The 22,513-nt window shown below is 38.9% G+C and carries 19 protein-coding genes, 1 pseudogene and 1 other annotated feature; of the genes and pseudogenes, 1 reads left to right on the forward strand and 19 read right to left on the reverse strand.

Going from position 1 to position 22,513, the window contains the following annotated elements; all coding sequences use genetic code 11:
- Nucleotides 1–5: 5 nt before the first annotated feature.
- The 18 genes from carB to spoIIGA form a co-directional block, all read right to left on the reverse strand.
- Entirely contained in the window at nucleotides 6–3,215 is a 3,210-nt protein-coding gene (gene carB / locus CD001_RS19115; RefSeq protein WP_096189194.1) for a carbamoyl-phosphate synthase large subunit, read from the reverse strand.
- A complete protein-coding gene (locus CD001_RS19120) occupies nucleotides 3,208–4,296 on the reverse strand; it encodes a carbamoyl phosphate synthase small subunit (protein ID WP_096189195.1) in 1,089 nt (362 codons plus the stop codon). Before CD001_RS19120 ends, carB begins: the two co-directional genes overlap by 8 nt.
- A 1-nt stretch (nucleotide 4,297) precedes the next feature.
- Nucleotides 4,298–5,590 carry a dihydroorotase gene (locus tag CD001_RS19125; protein WP_096189196.1) on the reverse strand — a complete coding sequence of 431 codons (1,293 nt, stop codon included), beginning with the start codon at nucleotides 5,588–5,590 and terminating at the stop codon, nucleotides 4,298–4,300.
- Complete coding sequence (locus CD001_RS19130; protein WP_096189197.1) at nucleotides 5,574–6,482, reverse strand: aspartate carbamoyltransferase catalytic subunit; 909 nt, start codon at nucleotides 6,480–6,482, stop codon at nucleotides 5,574–5,576. The genes CD001_RS19125 and CD001_RS19130 overlap by 17 nt, the downstream gene beginning before the upstream one ends.
- 188 nt (nucleotides 6,483–6,670) lie before the next feature.
- Complete coding sequence (gene uraA / locus CD001_RS19135; RefSeq protein WP_096189198.1) at nucleotides 6,671–7,990, reverse strand: uracil permease; 1,320 nt, start codon at nucleotides 7,988–7,990, stop codon at nucleotides 6,671–6,673.
- A 243-nt stretch (nucleotides 7,991–8,233) separates the two neighbouring features.
- Entirely contained in the window at nucleotides 8,234–8,779 is a 546-nt protein-coding gene (pyrR, locus tag CD001_RS19140) for a bifunctional pyr operon transcriptional regulator/uracil phosphoribosyltransferase PyrR (protein ID WP_096189199.1), read from the reverse strand.
- Between the two features lie 196 nt (nucleotides 8,780–8,975).
- A complete protein-coding gene (locus CD001_RS19145) occupies nucleotides 8,976–9,887 on the reverse strand; it encodes an RluA family pseudouridine synthase (protein ID WP_096189200.1) in 912 nt (303 codons plus the stop codon).
- A complete protein-coding gene (gene lspA / locus CD001_RS19150; RefSeq protein ID WP_096189201.1) occupies nucleotides 9,887–10,354 on the reverse strand; it encodes a signal peptidase II in 468 nt (155 codons plus the stop codon). Before lspA ends, CD001_RS19145 begins: the two co-directional genes overlap by 1 nt.
- A gap of 182 nt (nucleotides 10,355–10,536) precedes the next feature.
- Nucleotides 10,537–13,299 (reverse strand): isoleucine--tRNA ligase, encoded by a 2,763-nt coding sequence (gene ileS / locus CD001_RS19155; protein ID WP_096189202.1) that lies wholly within the window; start codon nucleotides 13,297–13,299, stop codon nucleotides 10,537–10,539.
- A 66-nt stretch (nucleotides 13,300–13,365) separates the two neighbouring features.
- Nucleotides 13,366–13,602 (reverse strand) — a binding site (T-box leader).
- Nucleotides 13,603–13,695: 93 nt separating this feature from the next.
- Nucleotides 13,696–14,217 (reverse strand): DivIVA domain-containing protein, encoded by a 522-nt coding sequence (locus tag CD001_RS19160; RefSeq protein WP_096189203.1) that lies wholly within the window; start codon nucleotides 14,215–14,217, stop codon nucleotides 13,696–13,698.
- A gap of 123 nt (nucleotides 14,218–14,340) precedes the next feature.
- Nucleotides 14,341–15,114: a YlmH family RNA-binding protein gene (locus tag CD001_RS19165; protein ID WP_096189204.1), complete on the reverse strand. Its 774-nt coding sequence runs from the start codon at nucleotides 15,112–15,114 to the stop codon at nucleotides 14,341–14,343.
- A gap of 29 nt (nucleotides 15,115–15,143) precedes the next feature.
- Nucleotides 15,144–15,410: a YggT family protein gene (locus tag CD001_RS19170; protein WP_096189205.1), complete on the reverse strand. Its 267-nt coding sequence runs from the start codon at nucleotides 15,408–15,410 to the stop codon at nucleotides 15,144–15,146.
- 20 nt (nucleotides 15,411–15,430) lie between these two features.
- Complete coding sequence (locus tag CD001_RS19175) at nucleotides 15,431–15,874, reverse strand: cell division protein SepF (protein ID WP_096189206.1); 444 nt, start codon at nucleotides 15,872–15,874, stop codon at nucleotides 15,431–15,433.
- 21 nt (nucleotides 15,875–15,895) lie between these two features.
- On the reverse strand, nucleotides 15,896–16,582 hold the full coding sequence (locus tag CD001_RS19180; protein WP_096189207.1) for a YggS family pyridoxal phosphate-dependent enzyme: 687 nt from the start codon (nucleotides 16,580–16,582) through the stop codon (nucleotides 15,896–15,898).
- Nucleotides 16,583–17,011: 429 nt separating this feature from the next.
- Complete coding sequence (locus CD001_RS19185) at nucleotides 17,012–17,284, reverse strand: YlmC/YmxH family sporulation protein (protein WP_096189208.1); 273 nt, start codon at nucleotides 17,282–17,284, stop codon at nucleotides 17,012–17,014.
- 223 nt (nucleotides 17,285–17,507) lie between these two features.
- Entirely contained in the window at nucleotides 17,508–18,293 is a 786-nt protein-coding gene (gene sigG, locus CD001_RS19190) for an RNA polymerase sporulation sigma factor SigG (protein WP_096189209.1), read from the reverse strand.
- 126 nt (nucleotides 18,294–18,419) lie between these two features.
- Complete coding sequence (gene sigE, locus CD001_RS19195; RefSeq protein ID WP_096189210.1) at nucleotides 18,420–19,139, reverse strand: RNA polymerase sporulation sigma factor SigE; 720 nt, start codon at nucleotides 19,137–19,139, stop codon at nucleotides 18,420–18,422.
- 25 nt (nucleotides 19,140–19,164) lie between these two features.
- Nucleotides 19,165–20,085 (reverse strand): sigma-E processing peptidase SpoIIGA, encoded by a 921-nt coding sequence (gene spoIIGA / locus CD001_RS19200; RefSeq protein ID WP_179298819.1) that lies wholly within the window; start codon nucleotides 20,083–20,085, stop codon nucleotides 19,165–19,167.
- A 184-nt stretch (nucleotides 20,086–20,269) separates the two neighbouring features.
- Between spoIIGA and CD001_RS27020 the strand changes: the two are divergent.
- Nucleotides 20,270–21,124: pseudogene (locus CD001_RS27020) on the forward strand (transposase); the annotation flags it as partial.
- A gap of 221 nt (nucleotides 21,125–21,345) precedes the next feature.
- Here CD001_RS27020 and ftsZ read toward each other — a convergent pair.
- Nucleotides 21,346–22,500 carry a cell division protein FtsZ gene (ftsZ, locus tag CD001_RS19215; protein ID WP_096189214.1) on the reverse strand — a complete coding sequence of 385 codons (1,155 nt, stop codon included), beginning with the start codon at nucleotides 22,498–22,500 and terminating at the stop codon, nucleotides 21,346–21,348.
- Nucleotides 22,501–22,513: the final 13 nt, after the last annotated feature.

The raw sequence follows: 22,513 nt of genomic DNA on the forward strand, positions 1-22,513 counted from the left end.
AGTTTTCAAACCGTCACCCCACGTTTCGACCCGTTATGATTTCCGATTGCTTCTGCGGAAAATGTAATCATCTCGATGACACGTAATAATGCTTCGGCTGTATCCATCGATGTCATACAGACGACACCGTGTTCCACTGCTTCCCGGCGAATTCTGAAGCCGTCTCTTGCAGGCTGCTTTCCTTTCGTCAACGTATTAATTATAAATTGTGCCCTGCCTTCTTCAATGACTTGAAGCATGTCTGGAGCTTTCCCACCAACTTTTGAGACGACCGTTACAGGAATATTTTCTGCTTGTAATCTCGTTGCCGTTCCTTCTGTCGCTAGTAATTGATACCCGATTCGATGGAAGCGGCGAGCGAGTCTCATTGCTTCCTCTTTATCTTTATCAGCAATAGTAAATAAGACAGAACCATGAGTTGGTATGTTCATTCCTGATGCTACTAATCCTTTAAATAGTGCTTTTTCAAGCGTGTAGTCTCTTCCCATCACTTCCCCTGTTGATTTCATTTCAGGTCCAAGTGTAATATCGACACTGCGAAGTTTTGCAAAAGAAAATACAGGTACTTTGACTGAGACAAGGTCAGGCTCTCGTAAACACCCTGTTTTATACCCTAACTCATTTAATGGCGTTCCTAATATCGTCTTCGTCGCAACATTCGCCATATTAATACCGGTGATCTTACTCAAAAATGGAACTGTTCTACTTGATCTAGGGTTCACTTCTAATACATACAGTTCATTTTTATGAATGACAAACTGGATGTTTAATAAACCGATGATTTCAAATCCTCTTGCTAGTCTGATTGTATAATCAATTATTTGTTCCTTTAATTTCTTAGAAATATTTTGTGTCGGATATACAGCTATCGAATCGCCGGAATGAACTCCTGCTCGTTCGATATGTTCCATAATCCCAGGTATAACAACCGTCTCCCCATCGGAGATTGCATCGACTTCTATTTCTTTTCCAGTTAAGTAACGATCAATTAAGACTGGATGCTTTTCATTTACCTTAACTGCACGATCCATATATTTTAATAAATCATATTCGTTATAAACGATTTCCATTGCACGTCCGCCAAGAACATAAGACGGTCTAACGAGTACCGGATACCCAATTCCATTTGCAATTTCGACTGCTTCTGTAACAGATGTCGCTGTTTTTCCTTCGGGTTGAGGAATGTCTAGCTGAAGTAACGTTTGTTCAAATTTATCTCGATCTTCTGCACTGTCCATATTTTCTAACGACGTTCCGATTATTTTCACGCCTCGCTCTTCTAATGACGACGCTAAATTTAATGCTGTTTGACCTCCAAACTGAACGATGACACCTTCAGGTTTTTCGTGGTTAACAACGTTCATGACATCTTCTGTCGTAAGAGGTTCAAAATATAACTTATCTGATACTTCAAAGTCTGTAGAAACCGTTTCAGGATTGTTGTTTATAATAATCGCTTCATAGCCAGCTTCCTGAATCGCTTGGACGGTATGCACAGTCGCATAATCAAATTCTATACCTTGGCCAATCCGAATCGGACCAGATCCTAAGACTAGAATAGATGGCCTCTTCGTTACAACCGACTCATTTTCAAACTCATAGCTGCTGTAATAATAAGGTGTTTCAGATTGGAATTCAGCAGCACACGTATCAACCATTTTAAAAACTGGCTGAATGTGATGCTCTTGGCGGTACTGCTCGACTTCACGTTCAGAAGTATTGAGCAAAGTTGCAATTGCCCGATCGGAAAAGCCTCTTTCTTTTGCATCTCGGACGTTCTCTTCATTCCAACGCTTGTTTTGCAGCAAACCTTCGAGCTTCACGATACGCTCAATTTCATAGAGAAAGAAACGGTCGATTTTCGTCATCGCATACAATTCTTCAATATCGTATCCTAGGCGAAAAGCTTGTGCAACAAGGAGAATCCGTTCATCATCTGCGGTGACAAGACGTTTTCTTAGTTCTTCATGGTTCAACGTATCATCTTTCACTTGCAAATGATCGAATCCTACTTCAGTCGAGCGGATTGCTTTAAGAAGGGATTCACTAATGTTGCGGCCGATCGCCATTACTTCACCAGTTGCTTTCATTTGCGTTCCAAGCTTACGGTTTGCAGAATCAAACTTATCAAATGGCCAACGTGGTATTTTCGTAACGACATAGTCTAGTGCAGGCTCAAAGCTGGCATAGGTTGTTTTCGTAATTGGGTTTATACATTCATCCAAATGATAGCCGACCGCTATTTTTGCTGATAGTTTTGCGATTGGATAGCCAGTCGCTTTCGAAGCAAGGGCAGATGACCGGCTTACACGCGGATTCACCTCAATGATGTAATAATTCTCACTGTATGGATCAAGGGCACATTGAACGTTACAGCCCCCTTCAATTCCGAGAGCACGAATAATTTTTAAAGATGAGTTTCTTAAAATTTGATATTCACGGTCCGTTAATGTTTGACTCGGTGCTACGACGATTGAATCACCTGTATGAATGCCGACAGGATCGATATTTTCCATATTACAAACGACAATCGCCTGGTCATTGCTATCACGCATCACTTCATACTCAATTTCTTTAAAACCGGCAATGCTTTTTTCAATTAAGCATTGATTGACAGGGCTATTACTTATTCCACTATCTGTGAACACCTTTAGTTCCTTTTCATTGTTTGCAATTCCGCCACCGGTTCCACCAAGCGTATAAGCAGGACGAATGATGACAGGATAACCAATCCGGTTTGCAAATTGTCTAGCTTCTTCAAATGTATGAACGATCTCACTTGGGGGAACGGGTTCATTTAATTCATTCATTAAAGAACGGAACAGCTCACGATCTTCTGCTTGTTCAATTGCTGCTAGCTTTGTTCCTAACAGCTCTACATCATAATCCTTTAAAATACCTGATTCAGAAAGTTCTACTGCTAAATTCAAACCAGTTTGACCACCTAAAGTGGCTAACAATCCATCCGGACGTTCCTGGCGGATGATCCGACTGACGAACTCTAATGTCAATGGCTCAATAAAAACTTTATGTGCTGTCGTTTCATCGGTCATAATCGTCGCTGGGTTTGAATTGATAAGAACGACTTCATATCCTTCATCCATTAATGCTTGACAAGCTTGTGTACCTGCATAATCAAATTCTGCTGCTTGACCAATGACAATCGGACCAGATCCGATAACTAGGATTTTATGAATATCTGTACGTTTAGGCATATGCTGTTTCCCCTTTCTTCTCGTCCATCATCGATTGCAACTCATTAAATAACCCTTTCGCATCTTCCGGCCCAGGAGATGCTTCAGGATGGTACTGTACACTAAATGCAAGTAGATCTTTATGTTTTAATCCTTCGACTGTGCCGTCATTGACATTGATATGAGTAATTTCTAGCGGTGTATCTTTCACCGATTCCGCAATGACCGTGTAACCGTGATTTTGTGAAGACATCGTTATTTGTCCAGTCCTTAAATCTTTTACAGGATGGTTGGCGCCGCGATGCCCAAATTTCATTTTTCCTGTTTTCGCACCGCATGCTAAAGCTAACAGCTGATGTCCTAAACAAATGCCGAAAATTGGCACATGACCGAGGAGATTTCGTACTGTCGTTATCGCATCTGGTACATCTGTTGGATCTCCAGGGCCATTACTTAGAACGACACTATCAGGAGCCATCGATAAAATTTTATCTGCAGTCGTGTTATATGGAACGACGATCACTTCATATCCTTTTGCCACTAAATCTTTTATAATGCCTTTTTTTGCTCCAAAATCAATTAAGACGACACGTTCTTTCGTTCCTGGATTAATAAACTCACTTTTTGTTGACACTCTTGACACTTGGTCAGTTCGAAAATGTGTATTTTGTAATTCTTTGACGACTTGCTCAATATTCACTTCTCCGCTGCAAATTTTCCCTTTTAACGTTCCAGTTTCTCTAATTAACTTCGTTAGCCTTCTCGTATCAATACGTTGTATTCCAGGGATATCATGTTGTTTTAACCATTCGTCTAACGACAGGCGCGAACGAAAATGACTTGGAATGTCGGCTGCTTCTTTCACAATCATTCCTTTAATATTTGGAATAATACTTTCAAAATCATCACGATTAATCCCGTAGTTCCCAATCAACGGATATGTCATTGTTATGATTTGATCACAATAGGAAGGGTCCGACATGATTTCCTGATATCCAGTCATACTCGTATTAAAGACAACTTCTCCTGTTTGCTCTTTTTGACTGCCTAACGCTTTCCCGTAAAATACTTCTCCATTTTCTAAAATAAGCATCCGTTTCATATTACAATTCCTCCTCTTCCTGCCAAGCCACATGTCCTTCATATACAGTTGCTGTCGGCCATCCTATTAACGTTTCCCCAATGAATGGTGTGTTTTTTCCTTTAGATAAAAGCTGATCAGCTTCTACTCTTTGTTCATGATGTAAATCAACAATTGTAAAATCAGCTGAAGACCCTTCTGTTAACCTTCCATATGGTAAACGGAAAACGTCAGCGGGTGCTTTTGTCAACCAGTTAATTAACTGTGATAAGCTGAATATATTCGTTTTTACAAACTTCGTATAAAGAAGAGGAAAGGCGATTTCTAATCCGACGATGCCAAAAGGAGATTCCTCCATTGGTAATGACTTCTCCTCTGCTGTATGAGGTGCATGATCTGTTGCAATAAAATCAATCGTTCCATCTAAAAGTCCATCAATAAGGGCTTGTCGATCCTCTTGACTTCTTAATGGTGGATTCATTTTATAGTTCGCATCGTTTCCAGGGATATCATCATCACATAATAATAAATGATGAGGAGTAACTTCAGCCGTCACATGGATGCCTGCTCTTTTCGCATCTCTTATCACTCTGACCGATTCTTTCGTGCTTACGTGACACACATGATAGTGAGCTCCGGTAGCTTCAGCTAGTAGAACATCTCGAGCGATGTGCACTGATTCAGAGACGGAAAGAATTCCCCGAATGCCACTTTTTTCAGAGAATCTTCCCTTATGAACAGCACCGCCATACAAAAGTGAATTGTCCTCACAGTGTGCGACAATCGATTTACCAACTTGTGCAGCTTGCTGCATCGCTTCATACATTTTTCCAGCCTCTTGTACACCAACACCATCATCAGTAAACGCAAATGCACCTTTTGCTGCTAGCTCCTCCATATTCGTAATCGTTTCACCTAGTTGTCGCTCTGTAATCGCCGCGTATGGCAGCACACGAACGTGACCTTTCGTTTTCATAGCATCATAGATTTGTGCGAGGTGCTCTTTCGTATCAGGTACTGGGCGAGTGTTTGGCATTGCCGCAATCGTTGTAAATCCCCCACGTGCAGCTGCTAGCGTTCCTGTTTCAATCGTTTCTTTCGCTTCACCACCCGGTTCTCTTAAGTGAACGTGAACATCAACAAAACCTGGTAAGACAAGCTTTCCATTCAAATCAACTGTACGATCGTAATCCACTGATGGATTATGCTCACCTACTTGAGTGATTTTTTTCGTCTCTTCATCAATAACGAGATAGATGCTGTTCATTTCTCCACTTTCTGTAATGGATTTACCATTTTTATACAATGTTTTCATACTTGACTTCCCCTTTCGTTTTTAAAACGTGTTCAAGTACAGCTTTTCTTACCTTCACACCATTTGTCATCTGCTTAAAAATTCGTGACCGAGAGCATTCGACTAATTCACTTGCAATTTCTACATTTCTGTTCACAGGTGCTGGATGCATAATAATCGAATGATCTTTCATTTGCTGCTCACGTTCTATCGTTAAACCGTATAGGTGGTGGTAATTTTCTTGATCGATGAATCCATTTTGACCATGACGTTCTGTTTGAATGCGCAATAGCATCATGACATCTGCCGCTTTCACAGCTTGATCGACTGGTACAACGTTTGAATAAGTGATGTCATAATCCATCCATTCGTCAGGACCAGAAAATGAGACGTTCGCTCCAAGTCTTCTTAATATTGCTGCATTCGTTCTCGCTACCCTGCTATGGCGGATATCTCCGGAGATCACGACATGAATATCTTTAAACGTTTTAAATTCCTGGTAGATCGTTAATAAGTCTAATAAAGATTGTGTAGGGTGATCACCAGCTCCATCCCCACCGTTTATGATCGGAATGTTCACATCCTGGAGCTCTTTATAAAAAGCTTTTAATGGATGCCTAATCACGAGTGCATCGCAGCCTATCGCTTCAAGTGTTTTCACTGTGTCATATAAAGATTCCCCTTTTTGTACACTTGAAGAGGTAACATCGAAATGCAATGAATGAATATTTAATTCTTTTTGTGCCATTTCAAAGCTCGATTTTGTCCTCGTACTCGGCTCATAAAATAGATTTGCAACGGTAAATCTTTTACTCCCCGACATAGACAGCATGTCGATCCCTCGTTCTGCTCTCTTAAGCAATTGCATAATCGTTTCATTTGATATTTCATTTAATGTTGTGAACTGAACCATTTTGATCACCAACCAATCATTGTTATTTCATTATCGCGTGCATTGATCCCAAAAAAAGAGCACCCGGCTTACATACACGGGTGCTCACTAACTCTTTTGTACATACCACAAAAGAGAAGAGTCATCATTGTGACTCTCTGAATCACCCTTGCAAGCCTCTCTGGACTTCATTAAAGGATGTATGAAATTTATACTGCGCTTTTATTACTCGCTTGCTCACTCTTTTCTACATCAAACATTGCATCTGTATCTTTTACCTTTTCACGGCCAGGTAATAGGAAGTTCAAAATAATACCAATGATTGCTGCAAGTGCCATTCCGGCAACTTCAACGTTATCTTTCACTTGGATAAGCGCTCCTCCGATACCAATAACGAGGATTACGGAAGAAATAATTAAATTTCTTTTTTTCCCGATGTCCACATTGTTATCGATAAGCATTCTTAAACCGTTCGATGCAATAATCCCGAATAGAAGGATCGATACTCCTCCCATAACCGGTGAAGGGATCGTCGTAATGAGAGCTGAAAATTTTCCAATAAAACCGAATGCTACTGCAATGATAGCCGCACCACCGATAACGAATACACTAAACACTCTTGTTAAAGCAACGACACCGATGTTTTCACCATAAGTCGTATTTGGCGGTCCACCTATGAAGGAGCTAATGATTGTCGCAATTCCATCGCCCAATATTGAACGGTGTAAACCTGGTTTTTTGACAAAGTTTCTTTTAACAATTTTACTTAACACCATCTGATCACCGATATGCTCTGACAACGTTACGAGTGCTACGGGAACCATGATGAATAGAATTTCCCAAGAAAACGATGGTGTGTATGTGACATAAGGTACGATAAATTCAGGTGTTTGTATCCAGTTTGCTTCTCGTACGGGAGAAAAGTCTACTAACCCTTGAAAAACCGCAGTAATATAACCGCCAACAATTCCAATTAATATTGGGATAAGTCCGAAAAATCCTTTAAAGAAGATAGAGGCAATAATCGTAATAAACAATGTAATAAGTGCAACACTAAAATATGCTCCGTTATAGTACCCTTCGGCATCATTCATTGCCATGTCAATGGCTACTCCGGCTAACCCTAAGCCAATGACCATGATGACAGGGCCAACGACAATCGGCGGTAAAAGTGCCATTAACCAGTTCACACCTGTTGCTTTAATGATCAGAGCTACGATTCCATATACAAGCCCGGCAAAGAAACTTCCGATCATCGCCCCTTCTGGACCACCAGTTGAAATCGCAGCAATAATCGGCATAATAAATGCAAAAGAAGATCCTAAATACGCCGGAATTTGCCCTCTCGTTATAACTAAATATGCAAGTGTTCCAAGACCGCTTGATACTAATGCGACAGCAGGACTTAACCCTACGAGCATTGGAACGAGAATCGTTGCACCAAACATTGCAAAAAGATGCTGGATACTAAGAACGATCCATTTATCTAACCTCGGTACTTCATTAATTTCAACAGTTTTATTATTCATCGTCTTTCCTCCTCTTTTTTTCGCTAACAGAACGGTGTTTGGCACCCGTCCAGGTCTGCTATTACTACCAGTTATAGGTTTGGGAACGATTTCCATCTTCCGAAGCCTATTCAACCTACATAAACGAGCAGTAATTTAGACCGACAAAAAACCTCTTTGCTGTACAAAGAGGTATCGTCACAAGCCTGCACGAAACGTCATGCAGGAGAGGAGTATACCCCTTGTCAGCCTCACGGGACTGGTTTAAAGGGAGGTTTTTTGCTTAATAATGACTTCATCTACTTGATCAACTTCACTTAATCTTGCTTCTACAACTTCAGATTTTGAAGTTGGAACATTCTTACCGATAAAGTCTGGTCTGATTGGAAGTTCACGATGACCGCGGTCGATTAAGACAGCTAGCTGAATTTGTGAAGGTCTTCCTAAATCTATTAACGCATCTAACGCTGCTCGGACAGTTCGTCCAGTATATAATACATCATCTACAAGGATGACTTTTTTATCATTTATATCAGTACGAATATGAGTGCCTTTTAATTCTGGTTCTTCATCTTTCGTTTTTGTCGTAAGGTCATCACGGTAAAGTGTAATATCGATGTCCCCTACAGCCACTATTTCGCCTTCAATTTGTTCAATCTTTTCAGCAAGACGGCGAGCAATATAAATTCCTCTCGTTTTGATTCCTACAAGAATAAGGTCGTCAATCCCTTTATTTCTTTCAATAATTTCGTGAGCAATTCGTGTTAAAGCCCGTCTAACAGCTTGATCGTCCAGTATTGCTTTTGACATAAACATTCCCCCTTTTTATGTGAGGACCCTTGGATCAAAAAAACCTCTCACCGTTATGATGAGAGGGGTATCCAAAAATTGATAGACTTCACCTGAATGAAGTTTGATCCCTTCTCAGCCTCACGGGACTGATATTAAAGGTGTCCGTTATGCGATTCTTATCATATTGTGTCATTTTCCTATCCAAAAGTCAATGTTAATTTTTGCGAAGCTCTGATAAACACGCTTCCATATCATTTGGCAATGGTGCATGGAATGTTAATTGCTCATTCGTTCTCGGATGCTTAAAGCCAATTGTTTCTGCATGCAAAGCTTGTCCTTCTATCGGTAAATGCTGTTTTTTTCGGGGACCGTATTTAGGGTCACCAACGATCGGAAATCCGATATATTTCATATGCACCCGAATTTGATGTGTTCTGCCTGTTTCTAGATCACACGCAACAAGTGTATGGTTTTTGAATCTCTCAATAACATGAAAATGAGTGACTGCATCTTTACTGTTTTTCTCTGTCACTGTCATACTTTGACGATCTTTTTCATCACGTCCGATCGGAGCATCTACCGTTCCGGTTTCATGTGAAATGACTCCTGTAACGATCGCTAAATAACGTCGTTTCGTCTCTTTATTTTTTAATTGATTCACTAATGACTCATGGGCTAAATCATTTTTTGCAACCATTAGTAATCCTGAAGTATCTTTATCGATTCGGTGGACAATCCCTGGACGCATCACACCATTAATACCTGAAAGGTCATGACAATGAGCCATTAATCCATTCACGAGCGTCCCTTCGTAATGTCCAGGTGCAGGATGTACAACCATTCCGCGTTGTTTATTGACAACGATGACATCATCATCTTCATATACGATCTGTAAATCCATTTCTTCCGCTTTAATGTCTAATGGTTCAGGTTCTGGTTCAGTTATATGAATTTCATCATCTACCGTCACCTTATAATTACTTTTCGTTCTCTTGTCGTTCACAACGATATGACCGTCACGAATCCACTGTTGGATGAGTGATCTCGACCATTGTGGAAACTGGTCTGATATAAATTTGTCGATACGAACCCCTGATGATTCTGCTTTTATTGTAAATTCATTCATTAACTTTTGACTTCCTTTGCTTTTTTTTCTTCTTTAAAAGCGTGAATAACCCACATAATAACTCCAGTAACGAGCGCCATATCGGCCACATTAAAAATTGGGAAGTTATATGTAAAAATGTATACGTCTATAAAGTCTACGACTTCGCCACGAAACATACGGTCAATAAAATTACCAATTGCTCCTCCTAAAACGAGCCCTAATAATGTACCGAACCATTTGCTGTTGTTCGTTTTAAATTGGATAAGATAGATGACAACAGCAACGACGATAATCGTAGCAATAAAAAACAGCCACATTTGCCCTTGCATCATCCCAAATGCAGCACCAGCATTTCGGTGTGATGTTAAATGTAAGACCCCGTCAATAATCGGAATGCTTTCTCTAAGCTCCATATTTTTATCCACTAACCATTTTGTCCATTGATCAAGAATGATAATAACGATTGCTATAAGGTAATAAACCACCTTGTTTCCTCCATTTCAAAAACAATTGTGTCCCTATGCATTTTAGCACAGCCGGCCATTCCAGACAATTTATTTCGTCCTTTAACTATCTCGACTACATATTACGAAGATGACATGATCAACGTAAATAAGGCTGTCTCAACAGTATTATAATAAACACTTTAGAGACAGCCCCCTATCAATTATTCGTAATGGTTAACGACAATATCTGTACAGCTTTCACATAGATGAGGGTGATTTTCGTTTTTACCAAGCGACGGTGTGATGATCCAGCAGCGCTCACACTTATCACCTTCTGCAAAATCTATATAGACGCTCATTTCTTCATATCGTTTTGCTTCAGATGGAGCATCCTTCATTTCTCCGGAAAGAGATGCAGCTGAAGTAATGAACAGTTTGTTAAGATTCGAGATGCCCTTTAACAAATGATAATCTTCTCCATCTGCATATAAATGTACTTGTGCTTGAAGACTTTTCTTAATTTCTTTTTCATTTCTCGCTTCTTCAAGTGCTTTTAATACATCATCACGAAGAACCATAAAACGATCCCATTTACTTTCTAACTCTTCGGTTCCCTCAAATGTTTTGACTTCCGGCATATCCGTAAGCTGGACACTTTCGGATGTTACGTTTGGAATATGCGTCCATACCTCATCAGTCGTATGAGCTAAAATGGGTGCAGTCAGTTTCGTTAGCGTCACTAACGTTTCATACATGACTGTTTGAATCGCTCGTCGGTCTTTGTCATCTGCATGCTGAATATAAAGTGTATCTTTGGCAATATCCATATAAAACGAACTTAATTCTATTGTACAGAAGTTGTGTACTTTATTATATACTGAAGCAAATTGGTACTCTTCATAGCCACTTTTCACTTCGGTAACAAGATTGTTTAATTTCACAAGCATGTATTGGTCAAGTTCGGATAAGTTTTCATATTCGACTGCATCAGTTTCTGGATTAAAGTCATGAATATTACCGAGTAAGAAACGGAATGTGTTCCGGATTTTACGGTAAACTTCTGCTACTTGCTTTAAAATATTATCTGATACACGAACATCTGCTTGATAATCAACAGAAGCAACCCATAATCGTAAAATATCCGCTCCAAGCTGTTTCATCACTTTATCAGGAATGATGACATTCCCTAAAGACTTACTCATCTTTCTTCCTTCGCCATCCAATGTAAATCCATGGCTTAAAATACCTTTATAAGGTGCTTTTCCTGTCACAGCAACTGCAGTAGATAAAGAAGAATTAAACCAACCTCGATACTGATCTGAACCTTCTAAGTAAAGGTCTGCCGGTCGGACAAGGTCATCTCTCTCTTCTAATACAGACTGATGGGAGGAGCCAGAATCGAACCATACATCCATAATATCCATTTCTTTCGTAAATTCTCCGTTAGGACTATGTTCTGACGTAAACCCTTCTGGTAAAAGATCTTTCGTCTCCCATTCAAACCAAATGTTTGATCCGTGTTCACGGAATAAGCTTGAAACATGCTCAATCGTTTCATCCGAGATAATCGGTTCACCGTCTTCACCATAGAAGATTGGGATCGGAACACCCCAAGCACGTTGCCGTGAAATACACCAGTCACCACGATCACGCACCATGTTATACAATCGGGTTTCTCCCCACTTCGGCAGCCAGTTTACTGCTTTAATTTCATTTAATAAGTTTTCTCTAAAATCTTTAATTGATGCAAACCATTGTGCAGTAGCCCGGAAAATGACTGGTTTTTTCGTTCTCCAATCATGTGGATACGAATGAGTCATAAAGTTTAACTTAAGTAATGCCCCTACTTCGTCTAACTTTTCCGTGATCGGTTTATTTGCTGCATCGTAGAACAAACCTTCAAACATTGGAGCTTCTTCTGTAAACACACCTTTGTCGTTTACAGGGCATAATACATCTAAACCATACTTTTGGCCGACAATGTAGTCATCTTCCCCATGACCAGGTGCTGTGTGTACACACCCTGTACCTGCGTCTAATGTTACATGATCTCCTAAAATAATAAGTGATTTCCGTTCATAGAATGGGTGTTTCGTCACAATGTTTTCTAATTGTGCTCCTTTATTCGTTCGAATAATTTCATAACCTGACCAATCGAGTTCACTTTCTAACTGCTCTAATAAACCTTCTGCAACAATGTATTTAGCATCATTCACTTTAACTGTTGCGTACGTCAATTCTGGATGAAGCGTGATCGCTAAATTGGCAGGAATCGTCCATGGTGTAGTCGTCCAAATAACGAACTTTTCATCGCCATCTAATACCTCTTTCCCATCTTTCACATCAAATGCGACGTAAATCGAAGGGGAGCGTTTATCATGGTATTCAATTTCAGCTTCAGCTAAAGCTGATTCGGAGGAAGGCGACCAATAGACTGGTTTTTTCCCTTTATAAATGTAGCCGCGCTTAGCCATTTCACCGAATACGCGAATTTGTTGTGCTTCATATTCATGTGAAAGGGTAATATAAGGGTTATCCCAATCGCCTCTAACTCCTAATCGTTTAAATTGTTCTCTTTGGTTGTCAATTTGCTGTAAAGCATATTCTTCACACTTTTGACGGAATTCAGCAATACTTAATTTCTTCCTGTTCACTTTCCCCTTTTTTGTAAGCGCCGTTTCAATCGGCAGACCATGAGTATCCCAGCCAGGAACATATGGTGCGTGAAAACCTGTCATTGATTTATAACGAACAATGAAGTCTTTTAAGATTTTGTTTAATGCATGCCCCATATGAAGATCACCGTTCGCATATGGAGGACCATCATGAAGGACGAACATCGGACGTCCTTTCGTCCTTTCTTGAACTTTGGAATAAATATCTTGTTCATTCCATTCTTGTTGCATTTTCGGTTCACGATTTGGTAAATTACCTCGCATTGGAAAGTCTGTCTTTGGCATTAACAGTGTATCTTTATAATCCATTGCATACTCCTCCTTCACGTCTACGATTATAAAATTCAATCAAAAATAAAAATCCTTCTCATCCACAAAAGGGACGAGAAGGAACCCGCGGTACCACCCTTATAAACAACCGGATAATCTATTCATAACAGCTGTTCACTTAAAGCATTTGATAACGGCAAATGACCCGACACATCCTACTCATGAACATTTTCAGTGTGTAACTCGAGGGTGATTTTCCTTTTTTCGTTTGCACCAGACTCACACCAACTCTGGCTCGCTTTGACAAACTGAAAAAAGTACTCTCCCTGTCAACGTCGGCATATAATTATTATTTTTGACCAATTAATATAAATTAAAACGTATAAATAAAATTACATATAAAAGTATATGACATAAATGAAATAAGCGTCAAGATTATCCTTTTACATTTTCATAAGAATCGTAAGGATCATTCGTTTCAATTTCATCTTCAATATTTTTATTTAACTGGTCCCAATCATCATTATTTAACAATTCTAATTGTGCTTCTAAAAGCATTTTGAATCGAGTACGATATACAGAAGACTGCTTTTTCAACTCTTCTATTTCTAGTGCAATTTTTCTGGATTTTGATAATGCTTCGTTGACAATTCGATCAGCATTCTTTTCTGATTCTTTAATAATCAGTTTGGCTTCTTTATCTGCATTTCTCTTGACATCTTCTGCAGTTTCTTGAGCTACGAGAATTGATTTATTTAAAGTTGTCTCAATATTTGAGAAGTGCTTTAGCTTTTCCTCTAATTCATGAACCCGGTCAGTTAACTCCTTTTTTTCACGAATCACGATTTCATAATCCTTTATAACCTGGTCTAAAAACTCATTTACTTCATCTTCATCGTATCCGCGAAACCCACGCGTAAATTCTTTGTTATGAATATCAAGCGGTGTTAACGGCATATGTAAGCCACCTCCAACATAATTTATACAAATACTTTATCCTAGTACTCCCTACGTATCTAGCTTTATGTAAACGTATTTCGACAATGTCTATTTGAGTTCCTGCTTCTCTGACAAAATTATTTATTTTGGAAAGCCGATCGTTAGTCTCCACTTCCCCTTTTTCGTTTGTCCATCAGATGCTTTAATCATACATCTGCCTTTTCCCCGAACAGACAATACATCTTGAACTTGAATCTGATAACTAGGATCTTCTACGGTTTTCCAATTAACTTTGACCAGACTTGCTTCAATCAACGGTTTCACCTTTGACCGTGACATGTGATACGCTTCAGAAATGATCGTATCGAGTCTTAAAGATGAGACAGTCACGTCTTTGAACTCAACTTGCTCTTTCGGTTCAATGATTTCATTTTGCTCAATTTCTTTAAGACTCACCTTTGTTTTTCCAACTGAAGTTAAGTTCCATTGAACAAAATCAGACACTTCATTCGCAACAATTGCTTGATAGACACCGTCATTATTCAAAATATCACCAAATTTTTCTCGAATAAGACCAATATTCATAAGTGCACCTAATATTTGCCGATGTTCTATCGTAATGAATTTCCGGGGATAATCAATGGAAAATACTCTTATTTCAAAATCATTTGCATCTGGAACGTAATATGCAGGAAATAATAATGCTCTTGTTCGTTCTGACTGATCATGACCACCCCAAAAGGAAATTTTTACTTCTTCATTTTCTCCTATAATTGTTTTTGCAATTGCTTGCTGCCGAGGGTCTAAAAAGTCGGTCAGTTTTGGCCGGTATTGTTCTTCTACGATAAACTTCCACTCGATAACTTGATCAACGAAAGGATGCTCGTCCTTTCTGAAGTGATCATAAATACTCATGTTTTTCACTCCGATTCTTATAAATCCCCTTATCCGAGTATACTGAATAAAAACCGGACGCCTGACATCGCAAGATTCAAAGCAAAAATAGCAACAATTGGAGAAATGTCAATCATACCTAAAGGAGGAATAATTTGACGAAAAGGTGCTAAATAAGGTTCTACCATTCTGCCTATGAACTTTCCAAAGCCTGATTCTCTTGAGTTTGGAAACCATGACATAAAAATATAGATCACACACATGATTAAATAAATCATCATTAAATTAAGTATAAATGTTTCGATTGTGTGTAGCATGTTGTTCACCATCCTTACGGTTATTCGTATTCTTGCATCATTTCTGAGATATTCCCTGTTACGTCTACATTATCAGGCGTGCATAAAAAAATATTGATCCCTAGTTTTTGTATGTCCCCACCAATAGCATAAACAGTTCCGCTCAAAAAATCTACTATTCGTTTTGCTTGGTCTCTCGGCAGTCGCTGCAAGTTAATGACAGTAGCTTTCCGGTTTTTTAAATGATCAGCTATTTCCTGAACTTCGTCATAGCTGTGTGGTTCAATTAATATGACTTTAGCTTGACTCTGTACACTCGAAAGGCTAACGATATTTCCTTTCTGATCTTTTTTATGGTCTTCAAAACGCGTTTCTTTTTTCGTTTGCACTGGTTCGATTTCATCCATGTTATCTACAGCAACTTCTGCATCACTATATTCATCCTCTAGCTCAAAAAAACGTTTGAATTTTCTTTTCATACTCATTTGTTTCCACCTCTATTCGAATCAAATTTCTTTCGTGCCTACTAACGATGATCCAATCCGGATAAACGTTGCCCCTTCTTCGACTGCAACTGTATAGTCATTTGACATTCCCATTGATAAATGACTGCATGGGGCGTGATGTAAGTTCATTTGTTCAATTTCTTCCTTTAATTGACGAAGCTGTCGAAAATATGGCCGAACTTCTTCAGCATTTTCAACAAACGGAGCCATTGTCATCAGACCGACAACTTCTATAGCTGGATACTTATGTAAACTTTTTATAAAAGGAATCGTTTCTTCAACAGATAAGCCAGATTTCGTTTGCTCACCAGACACATTTACTTGCACAAAACATTTCTTTTTACTTCCCTCTGATGTACGTTTCTGGATTTCTTTAGCTAATGACTCACGATCTAGTGAATGAATATAATCAAAAGCATGAATAATATCTTTCACTTTGCGAGTCTGGAGGTTCCCGATGAAATGCCATATACCTTGCTTCCCCAGCTCGTCCCACTTTTTCATACCTTCTTCTGTTCTATTTTCACCAATATGTTTTACACCAGCTTCTAACGCTTCTTTTGTCTTTTCTATAGAAACATATTTCGTTACAGCTACAATGTTTATTTCAGCTGGATTTCGATTACTTTTACTGCAGGATTCTTCTATAGCAGCACGAACTTGATTTAATTGATTCTTAACAGACACTTGAGCGACTCCTTCCAACTTACATGTTAAAACATTATTCTCCCTTTATCATAAAGAATCTTGTCGCATCAAGCAATGATTTCATAAAAAGAGGGGAATAAAATCACATCTTTTTATGAAAAAGTCTGTGAAAATTTATAGAACAGTCCAAGTTTCCATCCACTTCTTCTACGATTTGTTAAAGTGGCGCGATTTACCATATAGTTGAATGAATGTATTAGTTCCATTATCTACGTTAATGGTATTCATACGAAACACTTGTTCCTCAGTGGGAAGGTGCTTGGACTGCAGAAGTCTAATTATTGTGCTGACTTTATCACACACTTCAATTGCAACAAAGGTCGATGTAAACGCTCTTTGAGGTTAGACATTGAAATTTTATACTTTCTTAATTTAAATAAAAATGAACCATAACTGCGGTTCATTTTACTAATTTTCTTGTTCATCAGCAGTCATTTGAAAATGACCAGACCCTTGATAGCGAACTAAGATGACATCTGAGCCAATTTTCACTATATTCTTCCAAGGGATAATAATCTCTTCTTCCCTGCTAAACAGATTCATCATTTTTCCACCACCTAGAATGATTGCTTCAACACGACCGTTTTCAAGGTTAATATCTAAGTCTGATATGTGCCCTAACAAACGCCCATCAGCTAGGTTAACAATATCTTTTGATTGAATATCTGATATTTTTAACATCCTCGTCCCCTCCTCTTCCGTACATTTTATGCACATGAATGTACTGATATATCTGTTTATTATGAAGATGTTACGATTTTTATTACTTGATCCGGTACGAACGATAATAAAATAAAGCTTAGAATCGAAAACACGAATGTTGCCTTCTTGATAACCATGAAAAAGGCATGTGATTCAATATTGAATCGCATGCCCATGTAGTAAAAATATACATAATTCTTATTTATTCTTTTGCATGTTTGTTCATCTGCTGAATCGCTGCTTTTTCTAAACGCGACACTTGTGCTTGTGATATTCCTATTTCATCTGCGACCTCCATTTGTGTCTTTCCTTGGAAAAAGCGCATATCCAGAATCATCTTTTCTCTGTCATTTAATCGGATCATCGCTTCCTTTAAAGCGATTTCTTCAATCCATTGAATATCTTTCTGTTTATCATCACTTATTTGATCAACGACATAAATTGGATCACCGCCATCATTATAAATAGGCTCAAATAATGACACGGGATCTTGGATAGCATCTAATGCGAAAACAATATCCTCTTTTGGAACGTCTAACACTTTTGCAATTTCTTGTACTGTCGGCTCTCTTTCACGAGTTTTTTCGCTCATTAAGTTGTCTCTTACTTGAAGAGCTTTGTAAGCAATATCCCGTAGAGATCTCGATACGCGAATTGGGTTATTATCACGTAAATACCGTCGAATTTCACCTATGATCATCGGAACAGCATATGTCGAAAATTTAACGTTCTGACTTAAATCAAAGTTATCAATCGACTTCATTAACCCAATACAGCCAACTTGAAACAGATCATCTACGTACTCTCCACGATTATTAAACCGTTGGATGACACTTAAAACTAAACGTAAATTTCCATTCACGAGCTTTTCTCTTGCAGTTTCATCTCCACCTTGCATTTGTTCAAACAGAACTCGCATTTCTTTGTTCTTTAAAACTGGAAGCTTCGATGTATCTACACCGCAAATCTCAACTTTATTTCGTGTCAATGTTGTCCCCCCTTAAGGAACTGATGTACAGGATTCAGTATCTCCTCAGGAGGGAAATTTATGCAGAAATAGATCAATAGAAAAAGGCTTGATTGAGATCAAGCCTTGATACTTCCCATTTTTTTCTTACAACATTTTATTAAATTCTTTTCTCAGACGCTTAATGATCCTTTTTTCTAACCTAGATATATAAGATTGTGAGATTCCAAGCATGTCAGCAACATCTTTTTGTGTCTTTTCTTCATCCCCTGCTAAGCCAAATCGCAGCTCCATAATTTGTTTTTCTCGATCATTCAACGTTTCCAATGCTTTCACTAAAAGCCTTCTGTCTACTTTATCTTCAATTCCACGGGTAATAATATCTTCTTCAGTCCCTAAAACATCTGAAAGTAAAAGTTCATTACCGTCCCAATCAATGTTCAAAGGTTCATCAAATGACACTTCTGAACGGATTTTATTGTTTCTCCTTAAATACATTAAAATTTCGTTTTCGATACACCGCGATGCATAAGTTGCCAGCTTAATTTTCTTTTCCGGATCAAATGTATTTACAGCTTTAATCAATCCGATAGTCCCGATACTAATTAAATCTTCAATATTAATACCAGTGTTTTCAAATTTACGGGCGATATATACGACTAAGCGAAGATTTCGTTCGATCAGCATAGCTCGAACGGATTCATCACCATTTGGAAGCTTTTTTAACAAATACGCTTCTTCTTCTTTCGTTAAAGGGGGCGGCAATGCTTCACTACCGCCTATGTAATATACTTCATCTGACTTGATTCCTAGTTTCATTAAAACTTTATGAATGAAAAGACGTAGCTTTAATTTCCATTTACTCATGCTTCTTCCCCCTTATGATTATGATCTATGCAAATGCTATCCTTTTCTTTTGTTGCATGATTCTAGGGTGCAGTAAGCATTGATAATCTTTACGGTCTGAAAGTGTAGACTGACTTAAACCAATTAAGACTGAATAGCAGTTATAAGCTTCATTTTGATCATATATTGTTACACTATCGGGACGAACCGCCCACATAAACTGCTCCGATTCACCTACCGTTCTAAAAGGAAGCAATGTCAGTTTATTCTGAAACTCGACTGGAACATCATCCATTTTCGAAAAGGCCTGACCCTTTATTAACTTTTGTATGGAATTAGGGAATTGATCTCCAACTTCTGACATATCTATTACTATGACAGGTTTTCTCGTTATTGGATCCTCCAATCTGTTACCACTATCAACAAACCCGTGCAGTTGTAATTCAATATGAGCGATTGTTATTTTGACGGCGTATACTTCATCGTAACGAATTTTTTCCGTTTCAACTGCTTCGAACCTTTTTTTCGAATAATAATACATAATCGGTAATCCGATAAGGACAAAAGCCCAGCTTATTGGGCTTCCAAAGCCGCTAGTTTGTGTCGCAAAGGTTCCATGGATAAAGTCCATATCAGCTTGTATAAAGTAATGTAAACCTAATAGCCCACCTCCTACTGCGAAGTTAACAAAATAAAACATTAGCCATGCTTGAATAAATAGGCGGAAACGGTGAAAGCCAAATGTAATCAAAACGATTAAAATGGAATAGAACCCTTTTGCAAACGGATTTACTGCAACCTCCTGAAATGGCGTAAATAAAAAAATGACATAAAAAGAGGCGAAAAATGCCCCTAATATTAAGCGGAATTTGCGTAAATCGCGTTTCAAAACGATGGCGGTTAACAGCAGTAACATGAAATCTACAAATAAGTTTAACAGCCAGATCACATCTAAATATATTTGCACTGCTCCCACCGTCCGATTAGGAATTTGAAAATAGTATAGCGTACACAAAGCTGTATGTCTGTCACATCTTGAGTAGAAAAAAACACTATTTTTGCCACCTTATCACTGATCTTGTCAACGTGTCGTTATAAACAAGTTCGAACAAGGTTCACCCTTCATAGACTTATATAAACTTGAAAGAAAATACGTATCCGCCGGTAAAACGGGTGATTTTCGCACTATCAACCGTTTTCGCTCCGAGAAGATGAAGATATTATTTATGAAGATTTCTTTTCCATAGTTGATCTCCTTCGGAATCACGGCCTCGTAAAGTTAGAAGATTACTTCCTTGATGGCACCAAAGTATAAGCTAATGCCAATAAATATACGTTCGTCTAGCGAAAAGCCACAGAGCGCTACAACAGTCAGCTCAACGAAAAGTACCACACCATTATGCAGGGCATTGAAAAGATGACCAAGCAAGACGAGGAACACGCAGGAGAGTTGGACGAGCAAGAGAAACTGGAGGCTTGATCCAATTACTTCAGAGGATATCAAAGAGTCTATTAACCATCTCGAAAAGAAACTGGTTGATGAACCAAAAAACCGTGAGGTTAAAAAAGCGAAGCGCCAGCTTGAGAAGGACCTTCTTCCGCGAAAAGAAAAATATGAAAAACAAAAAGAGATTCTGGCGGGACGAAACAGCTATTCTAAAACGGATACGGATGCCAGCTTTATGAGAATGAAAGACGACCATATGCGTAATGGCCAACTCAAGCCAGGTTACAACATTCAGACAGGAACCGAAAACCAGTTTATTACCGGGTTTAGTCTTCATCAGCGTGCCGGTGATCCTGGTTGCCTAAAACCCCATTTTGAACTTTTAGAGAAATACGGACGACCACTGCCGGAGCATCTGATAGCCGACTCAGGATACGGTAGCGAGGAAAATTACTCCTTTTGTGAAGAGAAGCAAATGGAAGCTTTTGTGAAATACAGTACGCTTGATAAAGAACAGACTAAAAAGTTCAAAAATCAGGTTGGACGGGTGGAAAATCTCCAATAGATGAGGATTTGTATTGCCCATCACTTTCTAAAATGGGAAAGACATTCTAAATTCAAAGAACAAAAAGAAAAAAAGAGAGAGCAGAAGGCAGGATAACAGGCCACCTGTCCTCTAAAACTATAAAAAATTAAACGAAATAGAAAAGAGGTCGTCTACTAAAGGTCGCTATTCAGCGACCTTTTGAGACAGCCTCTTTCAATTTTTTTACTCCGTATTTAGTTACGACGCTTACGATTTCTTAAGAACGTCGGAATGTCTAGTGTATCCAGGTCTTCTTCAGACGAAGTGGATTGTTTTTTCGGTGGAGTAGAAGGTTGTTGATGTTGTTGTTGTTGTGCAGAAACAGATTCTGTACGATTCACAGGCTTTGTACGTTGTATAGATGGCTGCTGATGACTGCCTTGCACCTTTTCAGGATCATCATCAAATCCTGTAGCAATAACAGTCACAACAATCTCATCTTTTAAATTTTCATTAATAACAGAACCAAAGATCATATTAACTTCACTATCTGAAGCTGTCGACACAATTTCTGCAGCTTCATGAACTTCGAATAAACTTAAGTTAGCACCACCAGTAATGTTCATTAACACACCTTGAGCACCATCAATTGATGTTTCTAATAAAGGTGAGGAAATCGCTTTTTTCGCAGCCTCTGCCGCACGACTCTCACCTGTTGCGATTCCGATCCCCATTAGTGCTGAACCTTTCTCACTCATGATCGTTTTTACGTCTGCAAAGTCTAAGTTAATAAGTCCTGGAACTGCAATAAGGTCGGAAATACCTTGTACACCTTGGCGTAAGACGTTATCTGCCTCTCTAAAAGCTTCAAGCATAGGTGTATTTTTATCAACTATTTCAAGTAAACGGTCATTTGGAATAACAATTAACGTGTCGACTTTTTCTTTTAGTGCACCAATGCCGCCGCCAGCTTGTACCATTCGCTTGCGGCCTTCGAATGTAAACGGACGTGTAACGACACCAACAGTTAATGCTCCTGCTTCTTTTGCTATTTCAGCAATTACAGGGGCAGCACCTGTACCAGTTCCTCCGCCCATTCCAGCAGTAATAAATACCATATCTGCTCCGCTTAACACTTCTTCAAGTTGTTCTCTGCTTTCTTCTGCTGCTTTTTTACCTACTTCAGGATTCGCACCTGCTCCTAGCCCTCTCGTCAGTTTCCCTCCGAGTTGGAGCTTCGTTTCCGCTTTTGATAAGTGTAATGCTTGAGCGTCTGTATTCACAGCAATGAAATCGACACCTTGTAATCCATTTTCAATCATGCGGTTAACAGCGTTACTTCCACCGCCACCTACACCGATAACTTTTATTGTTGCTAGTTGTTCCATATCCATTTCAAATTCTAACATTTTCGATCCCCCA

The sequence above is a fragment of the Evansella halocellulosilytica genome (genome assembly GCF_002335745.1).
In the GTDB taxonomy this organism is placed as follows: Bacteria; Bacillota; Bacilli; order Bacillales; family Salisediminibacteriaceae; genus Bacillus_CA; species Bacillus_CA halocellulosilytica.

Coding starts and splice junctions, on each gene's coding strand:
- pyrR (WP_096189199.1), bottom strand. CDS start 8,779: ATGTCAAAAGCAATACTGGACGATCAAGCTGTTAGACGGGCTTTAACA.
- CD001_RS19175 (WP_096189206.1), bottom strand. CDS start 15,874: ATGAGTATGAAAAGAAAATTCAAACGTTTTTTTGAGCTAGAGGATGAA.
- CD001_RS19130 (WP_096189197.1), bottom strand. CDS start 6,482: ATGGTTCAGTTCACAACATTAAATGAAATATCAAATGAAACGATTATG.
- CD001_RS19160 (WP_096189203.1), bottom strand. CDS start 14,217: ATGCCGTTAACACCGCTTGATATTCATAACAAAGAATTTACGCGTGGG.
- CD001_RS19125 (WP_096189196.1), bottom strand. CDS start 5,590: ATGAAAACATTGTATAAAAATGGTAAATCCATTACAGAAAGTGGAGAA.
- sigE (WP_096189210.1), bottom strand. CDS start 19,139: ATGAGTAAATGGAAATTAAAGCTACGTCTTTTCATTCATAAAGTTTTA.
- ileS (WP_096189202.1), bottom strand. CDS start 13,299: ATGGATTATAAAGATACACTGTTAATGCCAAAGACAGACTTTCCAATG.
- CD001_RS19185 (WP_096189208.1), bottom strand. CDS start 17,284: ATGTTAAAAATATCAGATATTCAATCAAAAGATATTGTTAACCTAGCT.
- CD001_RS19145 (WP_096189200.1), bottom strand. CDS start 9,887: ATGAATGAATTTACAATAAAAGCAGAATCATCAGGGGTTCGTATCGAC.
- CD001_RS19170 (WP_096189205.1), bottom strand. CDS start 15,410: ATGCTACACACAATCGAAACATTTATACTTAATTTAATGATGATTTAT.
- carB (WP_096189194.1), bottom strand. CDS start 3,215: ATGCCTAAACGTACAGATATTCATAAAATCCTAGTTATCGGATCTGGT.
- CD001_RS19165 (WP_096189204.1), bottom strand. CDS start 15,114: ATGAGTATTTATGATCACTTCAGAAAGGACGAGCATCCTTTCGTTGAT.
- ftsZ (WP_096189214.1), bottom strand. CDS start 22,500: ATGTTAGAATTTGAAATGGATATGGAACAACTAGCAACAATAAAAGTT.
- uraA (WP_096189198.1), bottom strand. CDS start 7,990: ATGAATAATAAAACTGTTGAAATTAATGAAGTACCGAGGTTAGATAAA.
- CD001_RS19120 (WP_096189195.1), bottom strand. CDS start 4,296: ATGAAACGGATGCTTATTTTAGAAAATGGAGAAGTATTTTACGGGAAA.